Source organism: Nonomuraea sp. NPDC050547, assembly GCF_044457345.1.
Taxonomy (GTDB): domain Bacteria; phylum Actinomycetota; class Actinomycetes; order Streptosporangiales; family Streptosporangiaceae; genus Nonomuraea.
This window is the reverse complement of sequence record NZ_JBITGW010000001.1, coordinates 874,202-890,381: the sequence shown is the minus strand read 5'-3', so window position 1 is coordinate 890,381 and position 16,180 is coordinate 874,202. Positions and strand designations below refer to the sequence as shown.

The following is a 16,180-nucleotide window of genomic DNA, read 5'->3' as shown; positions in this document are numbered from 1 at the left end:
CAGGGGAGTCTTTCACCATGCATGACCTGCTACTACGCGACGGGACCGTGCACGACGGCCTCGGCGGCCCGCCCCGGACCGCCGACGTCGCGATCACCGGGGGCCGCGTCACCGCGGTCGGCCGCGGCCTCGGCCCCGCCCGCCGGGTGATCGACGTCTCCGGGCTCGTCGTCGCCCCGGGCTTCGTGGACCCGCACAGCCACTCCGACACCGTGCCCTTCCTGGACGAGCCACAGCCGTTCAAGCTCTTCCAGGGTGTCACCACGGAGATCGTCGGCAACTGCGGCTTCTCCTGCGGCCCCACCGACCCGGCGACCGGCGGCTTCATGCCCTCGCTGCTGTCGAGCCACGAGTTCCGCGCGTTCGGCGACTACCTCGACGCCGCCGAGGCCGCCGGTCCGAGCAACAACCTCGCCGTCCTGGTCGGCCACAACACGCTGCGCCTGGCCGCCTCGGGCATGAACGCCGAGATCACGCCGCGGCAGCTGGAGCACATGTGCGAGCTGGCCGCCCAGAGCTTCGAGGCGGGCGCGGCCGGGCTCTCCAGCGGCCTGGAGTACGTGCCAGGCGCCTACGCGAACGTGGACGAGCTGGTCGCGCTGGCGCTGGTGGGCAAGCGGTGGGGCCTGCCGTACGCGACGCACATGCGCAGTGAGAGCGAGGGGCTGGCTGACGCGCTCGACGAGGCGATCGCGGTGGCGCGGCGGGCGGGCGTGCGGCTGCAGGTCTCCCACTGCAAGGCGTCGGGACGGGCGGTGCACGGCGCGTCGGCGATGGTGCTGGACAAGCTGGCCCGCGCCCGGCGCGAGGGCGTGGACGTGCGCGCCGACGTCTACCCCTACCTCGCCTTCGGCACCGGCCTGGTGGCGGTGCTGCCGCCGGCCGCGTGCGAGGGCGGCGAGGAGGCGCTGCTGGCCAGGCTCGCCGACCCGGCGGAGCGGGCGGCGCTGCGCGCGCTGGCCGAGAGCCCGGACACCGGCACCGGCGTCGGCATCTGGCGCGAGCTGCACCCGGCCGACGTGCAGATCCTCACGCACACCGACCCGGGCATCGCCGGCAAGCGCCTGTCCGACCTGGGCGGCGACCCGTGGGAGACGCTGTGCGACCTGGTGCGGCTGGACCCGCAGGCCTCCGGCGTCTTCCACACCATGCACGAGAGCGACCTGCGCGCCTTCCTGGCCGACCCGCTGGTGTCGGTCGGCTCCGACGGCGGACCGCCGATCGGGCCCAACCACCCGCGCACCTTCGGCGCCTTCCCCGTCTACCTGGGCGAGTACGTCACCGAGGAGGAACTGCCCGAGGCGATCCGCAAGGTCAGCTCCGCCGCGGCGGCCCAGTTCGGCCTGGAGGGCCGCGGCTGGCTGGCGCCCGGGGCGATCGCGGACGTGGTCGTCCTCGACCGGGACCGGATCGGCCACGCGGGCACCTACGAGCAGCCGGATGTGCGGCCCACCGGCGTCGAGCACGTCTTCCTCGCCGGGCACCAGGTGATCGCCGACGGCGAGTTCACCGGCGGCAGGCACGGCCGGATCCTCAGGCGAGGAGCCCGGTGACGGCCGGCGGGCGGGTCACGCTGGGCGTCCTGGTCGACAGCCTCGGGCCCGAGGTGGCGCGCCCGCTGGCCCTGCCGCGCGGCAGGGAGCCGCTGGTCGGCTCGCCGGTCATCTACGACTCGGAAGAGGCGCTGGCCGGGCTCGACGGGGCGGCGCTGCTGGTGACCGGACGGCCCTCGGCCGAGATCCTGGCCCGCGCGGGCGAGAGCCGGGTGGCCGCGGTGTTCGTCAAGCCCGGCACCTGCGACCCGGACGCGCTGGCCGCGGCGGCGCGGGCGGCCGGCACCGCGCTGCTGGCCGTGCCGCCGGAGCTGTCGTGGGGCCAGCTGTACACGCTCATCGACGCCCTCCTCGCGCTGGTCGGCCCGGCCCAGGACCCGGGCGGCACCCGCGCCGCCGACCTGTTCGCGCTGGCCAACGAGGTGGCCCGCAAGGTGGGCGGCGCGGTGGCGATCGAGGACCTGGCGATGCGCGTGCTCGCCTACTCCACCGTGGAGGGCCAGCGCATCGACGACCTGCGCAAGGAGGGCATCCTGGGCCGCAGGGTGCCCGAGCACCCGACCAACGCCGAGGAGTACGCGGGCGTGCTGCGCGCCGACGGAGCGGTCTGGAGCTACGTGCCGCGCGAGTTCTACCCGCGCCTGGCCATCGCGATCCGCGCCCACGGCGAGGCGCTCGGCACGATCTGGGCGGTGCAGGCCGACCAGCCCCTGGCCGCCGACGCCGAGGTGGCGCTCATGGAGGCGGCCGCCGCCGCGGCGCCGCACCTGGCGCGCATCAACCTGGCCGCCGACGAGGCGCGGCGGCGGCGCGACGAGTGCCTGGGCTGGCTCCTGCGCGGCGTCGGCGCCGTGGACGAGCTGGCCACCTCCTTCGGCCTGCTGCCCGGCGAGCCGCTCACCGTGGTGACGCTCGGCCCGTACGCGGGCACCGCCGACGCCTTCGCCGCCGCCCACGCCGCCGACATGCTGCGCACCGCCTACCTGGCCTACCGGATCAGGGCGGCGGCGGGCGTGGCGAGGGGCCGCGCCTACGCGATCGTCGCGGCCGAGGCGGGCGCGCCGCTGCTGCGCCGGATCACCCTGGACACGCTGGCCAGGGTGAGCGAACGCCTGGGCGGCGGGTGGCGGGCGGGGCTGGGCCGTACCGCGAACAGCGTGGGCGGGGTGCCGGCCGGCGCCCGCGAGGCCGAGGAGGCGCTGCGGGCGGTCTGCGGGCCGTTCGCCCAGGAGCCGGTCGGCGCGCACGGGGAGCTGTCGGCCGCGCTGTTCCTCATGGACGTGGACGCGGCGCTGCGCCCCAAACCCTCCCTGTACGGCGAGCCGCTCGACCTCGTCTCCGGCCACGACGCCAGACACGGCACCGACTACGTACGCAGCCTGGCCGTCTGGATCGGCGCCCACTACGACGTCCCCCGGGCCGCCGAGCTGCTGTCGCTGCACCCGAACACGCTGCGCTACCGGCTGCGCAGGATCGGCGAGCTGATCGCGCTCGACGACCCGGACACCCGCCTGGTGCTGGCCCTGCAGCTACGGCTGAGCGGCGCCACAAAGGCGGGCGGGTGAAGTTGGGCGCGCACGCCAACGCCCGCGCGGGCGCGCGCCGCGATGCTGTGGTCCATGGCCGAACTCCTCATCCGTTCCCTTGACGGCACCGCTGCGCTGCGGCGGGCCGACCGACTGCTGCGCGAGGTCTGGGGGACCAGACCCGGCGACGACCCGCCGCTCGCGCTCGACCTGATGTGCGCCTTCGCCCACACCGGCGGGTACGTGGGCGGCGCCTTCCTGGACGGCGAGCTCGCGGGCGTGGCGGCCGGGTTCATCGCGGGCGACCGCAGCCTGCACTCGCACGTGGCGGGCGTGGCGTCGGGCGCGCGCGGGCGTGGCGTCGGCAGGGCGCTGAAGGAGCACCAGCGGGCGTGGGCGGCCGATCGCGGCCTGAACGCCGTCTCCTGGACCTTCGACCCGCTGGTCAGGAGGAACGCGTTCTTCAACCTGGCCAGGCTGGGCGCGCGGGTGGCGGCGTACCTGCCCGACTTCTACGGGCCGATGCACGACGGCATCAACGACGGCGGGCCCTCCGACCGGCTGTTCGTGACCTGGCCGACGTGGACCGCCGACCCCTCCCCCGCGCCCGACGGGGCCGAGCGGGGCGTGGTCGTGGTCGACGAGTCGGGGACCGTACACGGTCATGACGACGCGGGCGTGCTGCGGTGCGCGACGCCGGCCGACGTGGAGGCGCTGCGGGCGGCCGAGCCGCGGGAGGCGCTGCGGTGGCGCGCGGCGATGGAGGACGGGCTCGGCGGCGCGCTGGCCCGGGGCTACGAGGTCACCGGGTTCACCCGCGGCGGATGGTACCTGCTGGCCAGGGGAGGCGAGAAGTGAAGATCGACGGCGTCGAACTGCGTGAGGTGGCGCTGCCGCTGGTCAGCCCGTTCCGCACCTCGCTGGGCACGCAGCACGAGCGCGGCGCGCTGCTCGTGCGCGTGGTGAGCGGCGAGACCGAGGGGTGGGGCGAGTGCGCGGCCGAGGACGAGCCGACCTACTCCCCCGAGTACCTGGCGGGAGCCGCGGACCTGATCCGGCGCTTCGCGCTGCCGGCTCTCGCGTCGCCCGGCCTGGACCCCGCCGCCGTCGGGCCGGCCCTGCGGCATCTGCGCGGCCACGTCATGGCCAAGGCCGCCGTGGAGACGGCGGTGCTGGACTGCTGGCTGCGGGCCCACGGCGTCAGCCTCGCCGAGCACCTCGGCGGGGTACGGCGGCGCGTGCGCGTGGGCGTCTCGGTGGGCATCGCCGAGAGCGTGGACGCGCTGCTGGACACCGTGGACAAGCACCTGACCGCCGGTTACGCCCGGATCAAGCTGAAGATCGAGCCCGGCTGGGACCTGGAGCCGGTCAGGGCGGTGCGCGAGACGTTCGGCCCCGGCGTGATGCTGACCGTGGACGCCAACACCGCCTACACCCCGGCCGACCTGCGGCATCTGGCCAAGCTGGACGCGTACGGGCTGACGCTGATCGAGCAGCCCTTCGCGCCGGACGACCTGCGCTCGCACGCGGCGCTCGCCGCCCGCCTCGACACCCCCGTGTGCCTGGACGAGAGCATCACCAGTGCCCGCGACGCCGCCGAGGCGATCAGGACGGGCGCCTGCTCGATCCTCAACATCAAGCCGGGCCGCGTCGGCGGCTACCTGGAGGCCCGGCGGGTGCACGACGTGGCCGAGGCCAACGGGGTGCCCGTCTGGTGCGGCGGCATGCTGGAGACCGGCCTGGGCAGGGCTGCCAACCTGGCGCTGGCCAGCCTGCCCGGCTTCACGCTGCCGGGCGACATCTCGGCCACCGAGCGCTACTACCACCGCGACATCACCCGCCCGTTCGTCCTGGACGGCGGCGAACTGCCCGTGCCGCAAGGCCCCGGCATCGGCGTCGCGCCCGATCCCGAGGCGCTGGAGGCGTGCACCACGAGCGTGGAGTGGATCCCGCTCAGCGCGTGAGCTCCCCTTCACCGGCCACGCCGTCGAGGTCCATGAGCCAGCGTCCGCCGACGACGGTGGCCCGCGCGGTCAGGTCGTCGTCGAGCAGGGCCAGGTCGGCGTGGCCGCCGGGGCGCAGCGTGCCCTGGCGGCGCAGCCCGAGCACCGCGGCAGGCACCCGGGTCGCGGTGGCGACGGTCTCGGGCACGCTCAGCCCGGCCGCCCGGCGCAGGTGGCCGAGCATGCGGTCGAGCCCGGTCGTGCTCCCGGCGAAGGCGGTGCGGTCGGGCAGCATGCCGACGCCGTCCTCGACGACGCAGCACAGATTGCCCAGCCGGTACGGCGTGCCGTCCGCCAGCCCCAGCCCCGGCGTCGAGTCGGAGACCACGGTCAGCCGCCCGCCCAGGCACCGGTAGGCGATGCGCAGCAGTCCGGGCGGCAGGTGCCGGTCGTCGGCGATGACCTCGGCGCTCAGCCCGGTGGAGGCGAGCGACTCCTCCAGTAGTCCCGGCACCCGCCACGGCCCCTCGCGGCGCAGCGCGGACTGCCCGCTCCACAGATGGGTCAGGTGCGTGGCCCCGGCGGCCACCGCGGCGGCGAACTCCGCCCCGGCCGCCTGGCTGTGCCCGATGGCCACGACCGCGCCCGCCCCGGCGAACGCCCGCGTGGCCGCGATCCCGCCCGGCAGTTCGGGGGCGAGCGTGACCATCGTCGGCGACCCGGCCCGCAGCAGGGCCTTCACGTCCTCCGGCCGGGGATGGCGCAGCAGCGCCGGGTCGTGCGCCCCGGCCTGTTCCGGCGCCAGGAACGGTCCTTCCAGGTGGACCCCGATCAGCCGGACGCCGGACGGGCGGTAGCCCGCGGCGAAGGACAGGCACTCGGCCAGGTGTGACAGCGCGGAGGTGGCCAGCGACGCCTGCACCGCGGTGACGCCGGAGCGGGCGTGGGCCGCCAGGACGGCGTCGTACCCGGCGGCGTCCGGGGTGTCGAAGCCGTGCCCGGCGGCGCCGTGGGTGTGCAGGTCGATGAGGCCGGGGGTCAGGTAGCGCCCGCCCGCGTCCAGGCGGGTGAGGCCGGGCGGCAGTTGCCCGTACGGCATCAGCGCCTCGATCTCGCCGTCGCGGACCAGCACGGCCAGGTCGGCGTCGATCGTGCGGGCCAGCACGACCCGGGCGCCGACCAGTGCGTAGCGGCTCATGGGGTCCTCTCGCGACGGTTGGGCACCCCTGTCTACCTCACCCGTTCCGTGCCCATCAAGATCTCGCCCGGCGCATAGACCGCTCCACGGGGGTAGGGGGAGGCGCATGGCGACCATCATCGATCGGGTGCGCGCGTACCTGCGCAGCCCGCGTGGCAGGCAGAACGTCGAGAAGGCGAAGCGGCTGGCCCGCGACCCCCGCACACGGCAGAAGGCCAGGGGCTTCCTGGACCGGCTGCGAGGGAGGCGCTGAGCTGATCATGTAGCCGTCCCCCGGGCCGCTCCGCCGGTGATAGGGTCGCGTGAAAATGATTGTCGTTATCGGAGTCAATCTTGCGATCCCTTGTCCTCTTACTGACCGCGGTCCTCGCGGTCTCGGTGCTGCTGGCGATCGGCGTCGGCGCCGCGGCGGTGCCGCCCGGGCAGACCCTGCGCTACCTCTGGGCGGCCCTGTCCGGCGCCGCGATCACGCCGGACGAGGTGACCACGTACCAGATCGTCTGGCAGGTGCGCACCCCGCGCGTGATCCTCGCGGTGCTGGTCGGGGCCGGGCTCAGCGCGGCCGGCGTGGCGATCCAGGCCATGGTGCGCAACGCGCTGGCCGACCCGTTCGTGCTCGGCGTCTCCTCCGGGGCCTCGGCCGGCGCCGTGCTGGTCGGCGTCACCGGCGCGCTCACCGCGCTCGGCATCTACGCCGTCAGCGCCGGCGCCTTCCTCGGCGCCCTGCTCGCCTCCGCCCTCGTCTACTTCGTCGCCCGGCAGGGCGGCGGCCTGGCGCCGCTGCGGCTCGTGCTGACCGGGGTGGCGGCGGCGTTCGGCTTCCAGGCCGTGATGAGCGTGATCGTCTACTTCGCGCCGGACGGCGAGGCCACCAGCACGGTCCTGTACTGGTCGATGGGCGGGTTCGGCGCGGCGACCTGGGGCGCCCTGCCCGTCATCGCCGCCGTCACGCTGGCCGCGCTCGTCGTCCTGCGCGGGCTCGGCCGCCGCCTCGACGTGCTCGCGCAGGGTGACGAGAGCGCCGCCGGCCTCGGCGTCGACACGGTACGGCTGCGCCGCGGCCTGTTCGTGCTCACCTCCCTGGCCACCGGGGCGATGGTCGCGGTCAGCGGCGCGATCGGCTTCGTCGGCCTGGTCATGCCCCACCTGGTCCGGCTGCTGGTGGGCGCCGCCCACACCCGCGTGCTCACGATCGCCCCCTTGGCCGGCGCGATCTTCATGGTGTGGGCCGACCTCCTCGCGCGGACCGTGGTCGCGCCCAGGGAACTGCCGATCGGCGTGATCACCGCCCTGGTCGGCGTGCCCGTGTTCGTCACGCTGCTGCGCCGGCGCGGCTACCTGTTCGGCCGGGCCTGACATGACCCTGCTCCTTGACGGCCTGTCCGTCTCCGCGGGCGCGGCCGACCTCGTCGGCGGCCTGTGCCTGACGGTCGCGCCCGGCCAGGTCGTGGGCCTGATCGGCCCCAACGGCTCGGGCAAGACCACCACCCTGCGCTGCGTGTACCGCGCGCTGCGGCCGAGCGCCGGAGCGGTGCGCGTGGACGGCCGGGACGTGACCGCCATGCCGATGCGCGAGTCCGCCCGGCTGGTCGGCGCGCTCACCCAGGAGGGTCACACCGACCTCGACTTCACCGTCGAGGAGACCGTGGCACTCGGCCGGGTCCCGCATCTGCGCGGCAACCGGGCACTGGGCGCGCACGACCGCGACGTGTGCCGCCGGGCGATGGAGAGCATGGAGGTCGCGCACCTGGCCGGGCGCGGCGTGCTGTCGCTGTCGGGCGGCGAGCGCCAGCGGGTGCTCGTGGCCCGCGCGCTCGCCCAGGAGCCGCGGGTGCTCATCCTCGACGAGCCGACCAACCACCTCGACCTGCACCACCAGATCAGGCTGCTGTCGTTGCTGCGCGCCGCCGGCCACACCGCGCTGGTCACCCTGCACGACCTCAACCTCGCCGCCTCGGCCTGCGACCGGCTGGCCGTGCTGTCCGGCGGCCGGCTCGTGAGCGCCGGGACACCCGGCGAGGTCCTCACCGAGGCGCTGCTGCGCGACGTCTTCGGCGTCGAGGCCAGCGTCGTCCCCCATCCCCTCACCGGCGTGCCCCAGGTCCTGTACGACCTGGGATCCGCCCATCTGGAAGGAACCACCGCGTGAACCGCATGCTGACCGCCTGCGCCCTGACCGGGACCCTGCTGCTCGCCGGTTGCGGCGCCCGGGTCGAGGGCGGCGCCGCCGTATCGGAGAAGGCGCGCGTCAAGCGGTGCGGGCAGGAGGTCGAGTACACGACCCCGCGCCGCGCCGTCGTCTACGAGGCGGGCAGCGCGGACAAGATGTTCGCGCTCGGGCTCACCGCGCACGTGCACGGCTACGTGATGCCGCCCGCCAACCCGCCGGTCGAGGAGTCGCCCTGGGCCGCCGAGTACGCGAAGGTCAAGCTCCTCAGCGACGACCTGCTCAACCGCGAACTGGTCGTCGAGGCCAAGTCCGACTTCGTGGTGGCCGGATGGCGTTCGGGCTTCAGCGACCAGCGCGGCATCACCCCGGCCATCCTGGACGGGCTGAAGATCCAGAGCTTCATGCACGCCGAGTCGTGCTTCAACTACCCCGGCTTCCCCGAACGCGTCGAGCCGTTCGAGGGCCTCTACACCGACCTCGAACGCCTCGGCCAGATCTTCCACGTCGAGGACCGCGCCCGCGCGCTGGTCGCCGGCTACAGAAAGCGGGTCGAGGCGGTACGCGCCCAGGCGCCGAAGGGCGAGCCCGTGCCCGTCTTCCTCTACGACTCGGGCACCGACAAGCCCTTCACCGCCGGCGGCCAGGTGCCGCCGAACGACATCATCCGCTTCGCCGGCGGCCGCAACGTCTTCGCCGGCCTGGACGCCCGCTGGAGCGAGGTCACCTGGGAGGCGGTCGTGGCGGCCCAACCCGAGGTCATCATCATCCTCGACTACGGCGACCGGCCCGCCGCGGAGAAGATCCGGTTCCTGAAGGAGTCGCCGGTGACGGCCAAGCTGCCCGCCGTCGTCCACAACCGCTTCCACGTCCTGGACTACAACGAGGGCATCAGCGGGCCGCGCAACATCGACGGCCTGGAGGGCTTCGCCGCCTACCTGCGCGGGCTGCCCGGGTGAGCACGGCGACCGTCCTGCGCGACCCGGCGTTCGCGCGGCTGTGGGCGGGCACGACCGCCTCCGGGCTGGCGACGTGGGCGCTGCCGTTCGTGCTGGCGCTGGCGGTCCTCGACCGCGGCCTCACCGCGACCGGCCTCGGAATCGTCCTGGCCGCCAGGACCGCCGGGTTCCTGCTCGCGGTGCCGCTCGGCGGCGTGCTCGCCGACCGGTACTCGCGCCGCGCCGTCGTCCTGTGGGCGGGGCTGGCCGCCGCGCTGGCCACGCCGGTCATCGCCCTGGGTCTCGGCCGCTCGCTCCTGCTCATGAGCGTGGCCGCCGCGGTCGCCGGCGCGGGCCAGGGCGCCTGCCGGCCCGCCTTCCAGGCGCTGACCGCGGAGGTGGTCGACGAGGACGGGCGCCAGCGCGCGAACGCCGCCATCACGCTGGCGGTGCGGGCCACCACGCTCGCGGCGCCCGCCGCGACGGCGCTGCTCGCGACCGTCCTGGACACCTGGGCGCTGCTGACCGGCACCGGCCTGCTGTGGCTGCTGGCCGCGTTCCTGCCGCCCCGCGGCCGCCGCCCCGCACCCGCCGCCGCGCCGGTGGCGCTGTTCAGGGAGTTCGCCGAGGGCGTGCGCGAGGCGCGGCGGCATCCGTGGTTCCTGGCCGGGCTGGCCGCGCTGACCGCCGTCGTCTTCACCGGCTACTCGGTCACGGGCGTCGCGCTCCCGCTGATCAGCCGCGACCGTTACGGCACGGAGGCGGTGCTGGCCGCCGCCCTGACCGCCTACACCGCGGGCGCGCTGGCGGGGGCACTGCTCATGGCGCGCTGGCGGCCGCGCTCCCAGGGGTGGGCGGCGTTCCTCGGTCTCGGCCTGTACGGCTGCGCGCCGCTCAGCCTGTTGCTGCCGGTGCGCCCGGTGCTGGTGGCGGGGGCGTACCTGCTGGCGGGGCTGGGCATCGAGCTGTTCAACGTGCCGTGGTTCACCGCGACGCAGCGCGAGGTGGAGCCGCGCCTGCTCGCGCGGGTCTCGTCGCTGGACTTCCTGCTCTCCTACGGCCTGGCCCCCGTCGGCCTGGCCGTCCTGGCCCCGGCCATGGAGTCCTTCGGCGCCGCCCCGGTGCTGGCGGCCTGCGCCCTGGTCTGCTTCCTGGCCCCGGCGGCCGCCGCCCTCACGCCGACGGCTCGCCACTTTCGCAGGCGGTCCGGGCCAGCAGGGTGTTGAGCGCGCGGCCCGGGTCCCCCGTGTACGGCGTGGCCGCCAGGCCGACCTCGCGCCGGCCGTCCTCGCTGCGGAAGGCGGCGGCGAAGTAGCCCGCGACGCCGCCGGCCTGGCCGTAGAAGGTGCCGCAGGGCAGCCGGACGCTCGCCAGGCCCAGCCCGTAGGAGCCGCCGGGCAGGGGCTTCTTCATCTCGGCGAGCCAGGCCGGCGGCAGCAGTTCTCCTCCGAGCAGGGCGCGCATGAAGCGGTTGAGGTCGGCGGTGGTGGACACCATGCCGCCGGCCGCGCCGAGGACGGTCGGGCTGAGCGCGGTGATGTCGGTGACGACGCCGCCGGTGAGGGCGTGGGCGTGCGGGTGCGGGCCCTTGATCGACGGCACCGTGTCCGGGGCGGACGTCCGGGTCAGCCCGGCGGGCCTGATGACGCGTTCGGTGATCTCCGTGGCGTAGCCGCGTCCGGTGACAGCCCGGATGACCATGCCGAGCAGCACGTAGTTGGTGTTGGAGTAGGAGAACGTTTCGGGGGTGCGGGGCAGCTTCTCGGCCAGGCCCACCAGCTCCTGCTCGCGCCAGGTGCGCAGGGGCTCGCGCGGGTTGCCCGCGGCGTCGAGGAGCGTGGGGAAGTAGTCGGGGATGCCGCTGGTGTGCCGCAGCAGGTCCCTCAGCGTGACGCGCTCGCCCTCGCGGACGGCGCCGGGCAGCCACCTGGCGAGCGGGTCGGCCAGGGCGAGGCGGCCCTCGGCGGCCAGTTGCAGGACGACGGTGGCGGTGAACGCCTTGGTCAGGCTGCCGATCCTGAATCTGCCCGCCGCCTGGGCCGGTTGCGACCGGCCGTACCGGATCCTGCCTTCGGCCAGCCTGTGTGTACGGCCCGCCGTTCGCACCTCGGCCAGGACGGCGAGCGAACCGCCGGCGACCGCGTCCCGCAGATGGCGCCGCAACTCGGCGCGGACGCCGCCGGTGGCGGCCGCGGGGACGGCGGACAGGAGGGTCGCGGCGGCGAGTGCGGCCGCGGTGAAGCGCGCGAAGACACGCAAGGAGAGCTCCTTCGATGGTGGGGGTTTTCAGCGCTCGCTGCCGAGAAAGGCCAGGACGGCGAGCACGCGGCGGTGGCCGCCCTCCTCGGGCGGCAGGCCGAGCTTGGTGAAGATGTTGCCGATGTGCTTGTGCACGGCGCTGCCGGTGATCGTGAGCCGGGCGCCGATGTCGGCGTTGCCGCGGCCCTGCGCCATGAGCGTGAGGACCTCGCGCTCGCGGGCGGTGAGGGCGTCGATGCGGCGTTCGCGGCCGGACATGAGCTGGGCGACGACCTCCGGGTCCATGACGGTGCCGCCCGCCGCGACCGTGCGCAGCGCGGCGACGAACTCGCTCACCCGGACGACGCGGTCCTTGAGCAGGTAGCCGACCGCGCCGCCGCCGTCGGCGAGCAGTTCGCGGGCGTAGACGCGCTCGACGTACTGCGACAGCACCAGGATCGGCAGGCCGGGGACGGCGCGCCGGGCTTCCAGGGCCGCCCTGATGCCCTCGTCGCGGAAGGTGGGCGGCAGCCGTACGTCCACGATGGTCACGTCGGGGCGATGGCACCGCACGGCGGCGACGAACCCGGGCCCGTCGGTGGCGGTCTCCGGCACGTCGATGCCCTTGGCGGCGAGCAGGAGCTCGACCCCGGACGACAGCAGGACGTTGTCCTCGGCGATCACGACGCGCACGGCAGCTCCACCACCAAGCGCGTCGGGCCGCCGTGCGGGCTGCTCACCCGGAGCGCGCCGTCGAGGGCGGCGGCGCGGCGGCGGATGCCGACGACGCCGGTGCCGCGCGTCTCGTCCAGGCCGCCCACGCCGTCGTCGGCGACCTCGATGAGCAGGATGCCGCCCGCGCGCTCGACGCGGACGGCGGCCCGGCTCGCGCGGCTGTGCTTGGCGACGTTGGTGAGGGCCTCGGCCACGATGAAGTACGCCGCGGCCTCCAGCGCGGCCGGCAGGTCGCCGGCCTTGTCCAGGCGCAGGTCGAGCGGGACGTCGCACCGTGCGCCGAGCGCCGCGAGCGCGCCGCCGAGCCCGCGGTCGGCCAGGATCGGCGGGTACATGGTGCGGATCACCTCGCGTAGCTCCACCATCGCCTCCTCCGCGCCCTCGTGCGCCTCCCGCAGCAGGCCGGCGACCGGTCCGCGCTCGCCGAGCGCCTCCCTGGCGACGCCGAGCCTGATGGCCAGCGCGACCAGCCGGGCCTGGGTGCCGTCGTGCAGGTCGCGTTCGATGCGGCGCAGTTCCGCCCCATGAGCGTCCAGTACGGCGGCGCGGCTCTCACCCAGCTCCGCGACCCGCTCGGTGAGCCGGTCCAGGTCGGCGGGCCCGGCCAGGGTCCGGCGGGCATGCCGGCGGGCCACCGGCGGCGCTCCCGCGACCAGGAGCGCCAGCGCGAGGGCGCCGAACCCGAGCGCGGGCCCCCACCCGTCCACCGGCGCCAGCAGCACGAGCGGCCGCTCCGCCGGGTACAGCCACCAGACCGATACCGCCACGACCCTGCCGGCGGCGAGGAAGGCGGCGAACCCGATGAGCGCCCCGGTGAGCGCGAACTCGGGGCCCCACCACCGCCCCGGGCCCGTGAGCGGAGCGGGAACCCCGAGGAGGGCCGCCGCGCGCCGCCGGTTCCAGGCCGCCCACCGCCGTAACGCGGGCGCCGCCGCCGGGAGCGCCGCGAGCGGCAACAGCGGCAGGGTGGCGAGCCCGCAGACCAGGTTGACCAGCAGATATCGAAGCCCGCGCCACACCGCGGTCGATCGTTCGCGCATGCCGCCCAGTCTCCAGGCCACGCCTGGGCACCGTCACTACAGCCTGCTTCACCTTCGCGGGCTAGATCAGGGTGGCGGCGAGGTTCTTGACGGAGTCGGTGAAGCGGCCCGGTCCCACGTGCCGGGTCAGCGCGCCGTCGAAGAGGGCGAGCAGGGCGTGGGCGAGGAAGCCGGGGTCGGGGCCCGCGCCTTCCAGCAGGGAAGTCAGGTGGGCGTGCCAGAAGAGGTGGCTCGGGTCGGTGAACTTGTCGTCCGCGCAGGCCTGCTCGTGCGCCGAGAGCAGGACGGCGTTGCCTTCCGCGATCGCGCACAGCCCGCCGAGGAAGGCGGCCGCCCTGCTCGGCAGGAACGTCCCCGGCAAGGCGGTCCTGTCCGTCAGCCGCTGAGGCCGTCACGCTACATCGGATCTAGCGGATGCCAGAGCGCGTCTCGCGCCCAAGGGGTGAACGACCGAATGAGAGGAACAGCGATGAGCATCCGTCCCTTCCGCGTGGAGATCCCGCAGGCGCGGCTCGACGACCTGGCCGCCCGCCTGGCCGCGACCCGCTGGCCCGACGAGCTGCCCGGCGTCGGCTGGAGCCGGGGCGTGCCGGTGGAGTACCTGCGGGAGCTGGCCGGCTACTGGCGTACCGGTTATGACTGGCGGGCGCACGAGGCGGCGCTCAACGAGCACCCGCAGTACCTCACCGCGATCGACGGGCAGAACATCCACTTCCTGCACGTCCGCTCCCCCGAGCCGGACGCGACGCCGCTGCTCCTGCTGCACGGCTGGCCGGGCGCGGTGACGGACTTCCTCGACGTGATCGGCCCGCTGTCGGACCCGCGCGCCCACGGCGGCGACCCGTCGGCCGCCTTCCACCTGGTGATCCCGTCGCTGCCGGGCTTCGGGTTCTCGACGCCGCTGGCGGGGCCGGGCATGAACGCGGCCAGGATGGCGGGGTTGTTCGTGCGCCTCATGGCCGAGCTCGGCTACGACCGGTACGGCGCGCACGGCTACGACACCGGCTCCTGGGTGGCCCCGGCGATCGGCAGGCAGGATCCGGGGCGCGTGGTCGGCGTGCACATGAACGGGATGATCACGTTCCCGGCCGGCGCCGAGGGCGAGATGGACGGGCTGTCGGCGCTCGAGCGGGGCCGGTGGGAGCGCATGGAGAACTTCAACGACGGCTACCTGCAGTGCAACTCCAAGCGCCCGCAGACCGTGGCCTACGGCCTGAACGACTCGCCAGCCGGCCAGCTCGCCTGGATCATGGAGAAGTTCAAGGAGCTCACCCTCCCGGAGGACGGCCTGCCGGAGGAGAGCATCGACCGCGACAGCATGCTGACCGACGTCTCGATCTACTGGCTGACCGGCACGGCGGGCTCGGCGGCGCAGATCTACTACGAGGAGATCTCGGCCGTCGAATGGGGCGACGCGCCCGAGCGCGGCGAGGTGCCGACCGGGGTGCTGGTCACGGCCCACGACGTGACGATCCGGCCGTGGGCCGAGCGCGACCACAACGTCGTGCGCTGGACCGAACTCGGCGAGGGCGGCCACTTCCTGTCGATGGAGCGGCCTGAGCTGCTGGTCGCCGACCTGCGGGCGTTCTTCACGTCTTCTCTTCGATGATCATCTGAAGGCGCCCGGTGACCAGCAGCCACGCGGGCAGCAGGGCCAGGCAGAGCACGGGGATCAGGTCGAGGTCGGTGACGACGGCCACGGCCATGAACAGGCTCAGCCAGCCCTGCTGGGTCACGGCGAGGGTCACGCCGAGCACGCCGCAGGCGACGGCCAGCGGCAGCGGCACGCCGGGCACCAGGGCGGAGGCGAGCAGGCCGAGCGCGACGCCGATGAAGACCGCGGGGAAGATCCGGCCGCCGATGAAGGCCGCGGTGGCGGCGATGAGGAGGGCGGCGAGCTTCACCAGGATGATCAGGGCCAGGGAGGCGGCGCCGTAGGAGGAGGCGACCAGTTCCTTCATCTCCGCCAGGCCCTTGAACAGGGTGATCTGGCCGCCGATCATCCCGGCGACGCCGAGCGCCACGCCGGCCAGCGTCAGCCGGGGCACGGGGTGGCGGATGAGGTGGAACAGGCGGTGGACGTGCGGGAAGGCGTAGACGGCCGCCAGCCCCGCGAGGACCGACACGCACGCGATGACCATGCCGCTGAGCAGGTCGAAGGGCTGTATGGAGTAGTCGGGCAGGCCCAGGTGGAAGACCGGGCTGGCGATGAGGACGGTGGTGATCGCCCCGGCGCCGGCCGCGACCAGCGGCGCGAACAGGCGGTCCCACAGCGGCACGTCCTTCGGGCCGAGCGTCAGCTCCGACAGGATCAGCGCGGCGGCCACGGGCGTGCCGAACAGCGCGCCGATCGTCCCGGCCGCGGCCAGGCCCAGCCAGACCGGCGCCTTGATGCCGGGAAGCAGGCGCACGCCCACCGCGACTGCCAGGGCGATGTTGGCGGCGGTGATCGGGTTCTCCGGTCCGAGGCTGACGCCGCCGGCGAGGGTGAGCGCGGTGGCCAGCAGCATGCCGGGAACGACGGACACCGGCAGCGGCTCGCCCACCAGTCCCTCGGTGGCCGGGTCGGGGCCCGTGGGGATCTTCCACACCACGAGCCCGACAGCCAGGCCGGTCAGGGTGAGAATGGCCAGCGTCCACCAGGGCGCGGCGCCGTCCAGGCCCAGCGCCGCGGGCAGGTGGTGCCACAGCACCTCCTGCAGCGCTTCGGCGGCGACGTCGACCACCATCAGGATGAGGCTGCAGGCGACGCCGACGACCAGCGCGGGCAACGCGAGCCGGGCCAGCGCCGCGGCGGGTCGGCCTTGGGTCATGCCCTGTCAGTTGCCTGGCCGCCCTCTAG

General features: G+C 74.7%; 16 protein-coding genes. 10 read left to right on the top strand and 6 right to left on the bottom strand.

The features are described from left to right. Positions 1-17 precede the first annotated feature (17 nt). The 4 genes from ACIBHY_RS04180 to menC are packed head-to-tail and all read left to right on the top strand — an operon-like array spanning position 18 to position 5,043. Positions 18-1,553, top strand: a complete 1,536-nt coding sequence (locus ACIBHY_RS04180; RefSeq protein ID WP_397305899.1) for an amidohydrolase family protein — start codon at positions 18-20, stop codon at positions 1,551-1,553. Beyond that, entirely contained in the window at positions 1,550-3,118 is a 1,569-nt protein-coding gene (locus ACIBHY_RS04175; protein WP_397246719.1) for a PucR family transcriptional regulator, read from the top strand. The genes ACIBHY_RS04180 and ACIBHY_RS04175 overlap by 4 nt, the downstream gene beginning before the upstream one ends. A 54-nt stretch (positions 3,119-3,172) precedes the next feature. Continuing rightward, positions 3,173-3,937, top strand: a complete 765-nt coding sequence (locus ACIBHY_RS04170; RefSeq protein ID WP_397246717.1) for a GNAT family N-acetyltransferase — start codon at positions 3,173-3,175, stop codon at positions 3,935-3,937. Continuing rightward, positions 3,934-5,043: an o-succinylbenzoate synthase gene (gene menC / locus ACIBHY_RS04165; protein WP_397305898.1), complete on the top strand. Its 1,110-nt coding sequence runs from the start codon at positions 3,934-3,936 to the stop codon at positions 5,041-5,043. Before ACIBHY_RS04170 ends, menC begins: the two co-directional genes overlap by 4 nt. Here the strand turns inward: menC and ACIBHY_RS04160 are convergent. Then, positions 5,033-6,220: an N-acetylglucosamine-6-phosphate deacetylase gene (locus tag ACIBHY_RS04160; RefSeq protein ID WP_397305897.1), complete on the bottom strand. Its 1,188-nt coding sequence runs from the start codon at positions 6,218-6,220 to the stop codon at positions 5,033-5,035. The genes menC and ACIBHY_RS04160 overlap by 11 nt on opposite strands. A 106-nt stretch (positions 6,221-6,326) precedes the next feature. On the opposite strand from ACIBHY_RS04160, the gene ACIBHY_RS04155 reads away from it, so the two are divergent. The 5 genes from ACIBHY_RS04155 (at position 6,327) to ACIBHY_RS04135 (ending at position 10,551) form a co-directional block, all read left to right on the top strand. Then, on the top strand, positions 6,327-6,473 hold the full coding sequence (locus ACIBHY_RS04155; protein ID WP_397246711.1) for a hypothetical protein: 147 nt from the start codon (positions 6,327-6,329) through the stop codon (positions 6,471-6,473). Between the two features lie 80 nt (positions 6,474-6,553). Further along, the gene (locus ACIBHY_RS04150) at positions 6,554-7,576 is read left to right on the top strand and encodes a FecCD family ABC transporter permease (protein ID WP_397246709.1); all 1,023 of its coding nucleotides are present in this window, start codon (positions 6,554-6,556) and stop codon (positions 7,574-7,576) included. A 1-nt stretch (position 7,577) separates the two neighbouring features. After that, on the top strand, positions 7,578-8,369 hold the full coding sequence (locus ACIBHY_RS04145) for an ABC transporter ATP-binding protein (RefSeq protein ID WP_397305896.1): 792 nt from the start codon (positions 7,578-7,580) through the stop codon (positions 8,367-8,369). A 5-nt stretch (positions 8,370-8,374) separates the two neighbouring features. Continuing rightward, complete coding sequence (locus ACIBHY_RS04140; protein WP_397305956.1) at positions 8,375-9,346, top strand: ABC transporter substrate-binding protein; 972 nt, start codon at positions 8,375-8,377, stop codon at positions 9,344-9,346. Further along, on the top strand, positions 9,343-10,551 hold the full coding sequence (locus tag ACIBHY_RS04135; protein WP_397246705.1) for an MFS transporter: 1,209 nt from the start codon (positions 9,343-9,345) through the stop codon (positions 10,549-10,551). Before ACIBHY_RS04140 ends, ACIBHY_RS04135 begins: the two co-directional genes overlap by 4 nt. Here ACIBHY_RS04135 and ACIBHY_RS04130 read toward each other — a convergent pair. The 4 genes from ACIBHY_RS04130 to ACIBHY_RS04115 all read right to left on the bottom strand — a co-directional run bounded on the left by ACIBHY_RS04130 (position 10,499) and on the right by ACIBHY_RS04115 (position 13,699). Further along, a complete protein-coding gene (locus ACIBHY_RS04130; RefSeq protein ID WP_397305895.1) occupies positions 10,499-11,584 on the bottom strand; it encodes a serine hydrolase domain-containing protein in 1,086 nt (361 codons plus the stop codon). The genes ACIBHY_RS04135 and ACIBHY_RS04130 overlap by 53 nt on opposite strands. A gap of 27 nt (positions 11,585-11,611) precedes the next feature. Then, the gene (locus tag ACIBHY_RS04125) at positions 11,612-12,256 is read right to left on the bottom strand and encodes a LuxR C-terminal-related transcriptional regulator (RefSeq protein WP_397305894.1); all 645 of its coding nucleotides are present in this window, start codon (positions 12,254-12,256) and stop codon (positions 11,612-11,614) included. Next, the gene (locus ACIBHY_RS04120; protein ID WP_397305893.1) at positions 12,244-13,338 is read right to left on the bottom strand and encodes a sensor histidine kinase; all 1,095 of its coding nucleotides are present in this window, start codon (positions 13,336-13,338) and stop codon (positions 12,244-12,246) included. Before ACIBHY_RS04120 ends, ACIBHY_RS04125 begins: the two co-directional genes overlap by 13 nt. A gap of 61 nt (positions 13,339-13,399) precedes the next feature. After that, positions 13,400-13,699: a hypothetical protein gene (locus tag ACIBHY_RS04115; protein ID WP_397305892.1), complete on the bottom strand. Its 300-nt coding sequence runs from the start codon at positions 13,697-13,699 to the stop codon at positions 13,400-13,402. A 108-nt stretch (positions 13,700-13,807) separates the two neighbouring features. Between ACIBHY_RS04115 and ACIBHY_RS04110 the strand changes: the two genes are divergently transcribed. Beyond that, positions 13,808-14,947, top strand: coding sequence for an epoxide hydrolase family protein (locus ACIBHY_RS04110; RefSeq protein ID WP_397246697.1), 1,140 nt, complete (start codon positions 13,808-13,810; stop codon positions 14,945-14,947). Here the strand turns inward: ACIBHY_RS04110 and ACIBHY_RS04105 are convergent. Beyond that, the gene (locus ACIBHY_RS04105) at positions 14,928-16,151 is read right to left on the bottom strand and encodes an ion channel protein (protein ID WP_397305890.1); all 1,224 of its coding nucleotides are present in this window, start codon (positions 16,149-16,151) and stop codon (positions 14,928-14,930) included. The two genes, ACIBHY_RS04110 and ACIBHY_RS04105, sit on opposite strands and share 20 nt — an antisense overlap. Positions 16,152-16,180 lie beyond the last annotated feature (29 nt).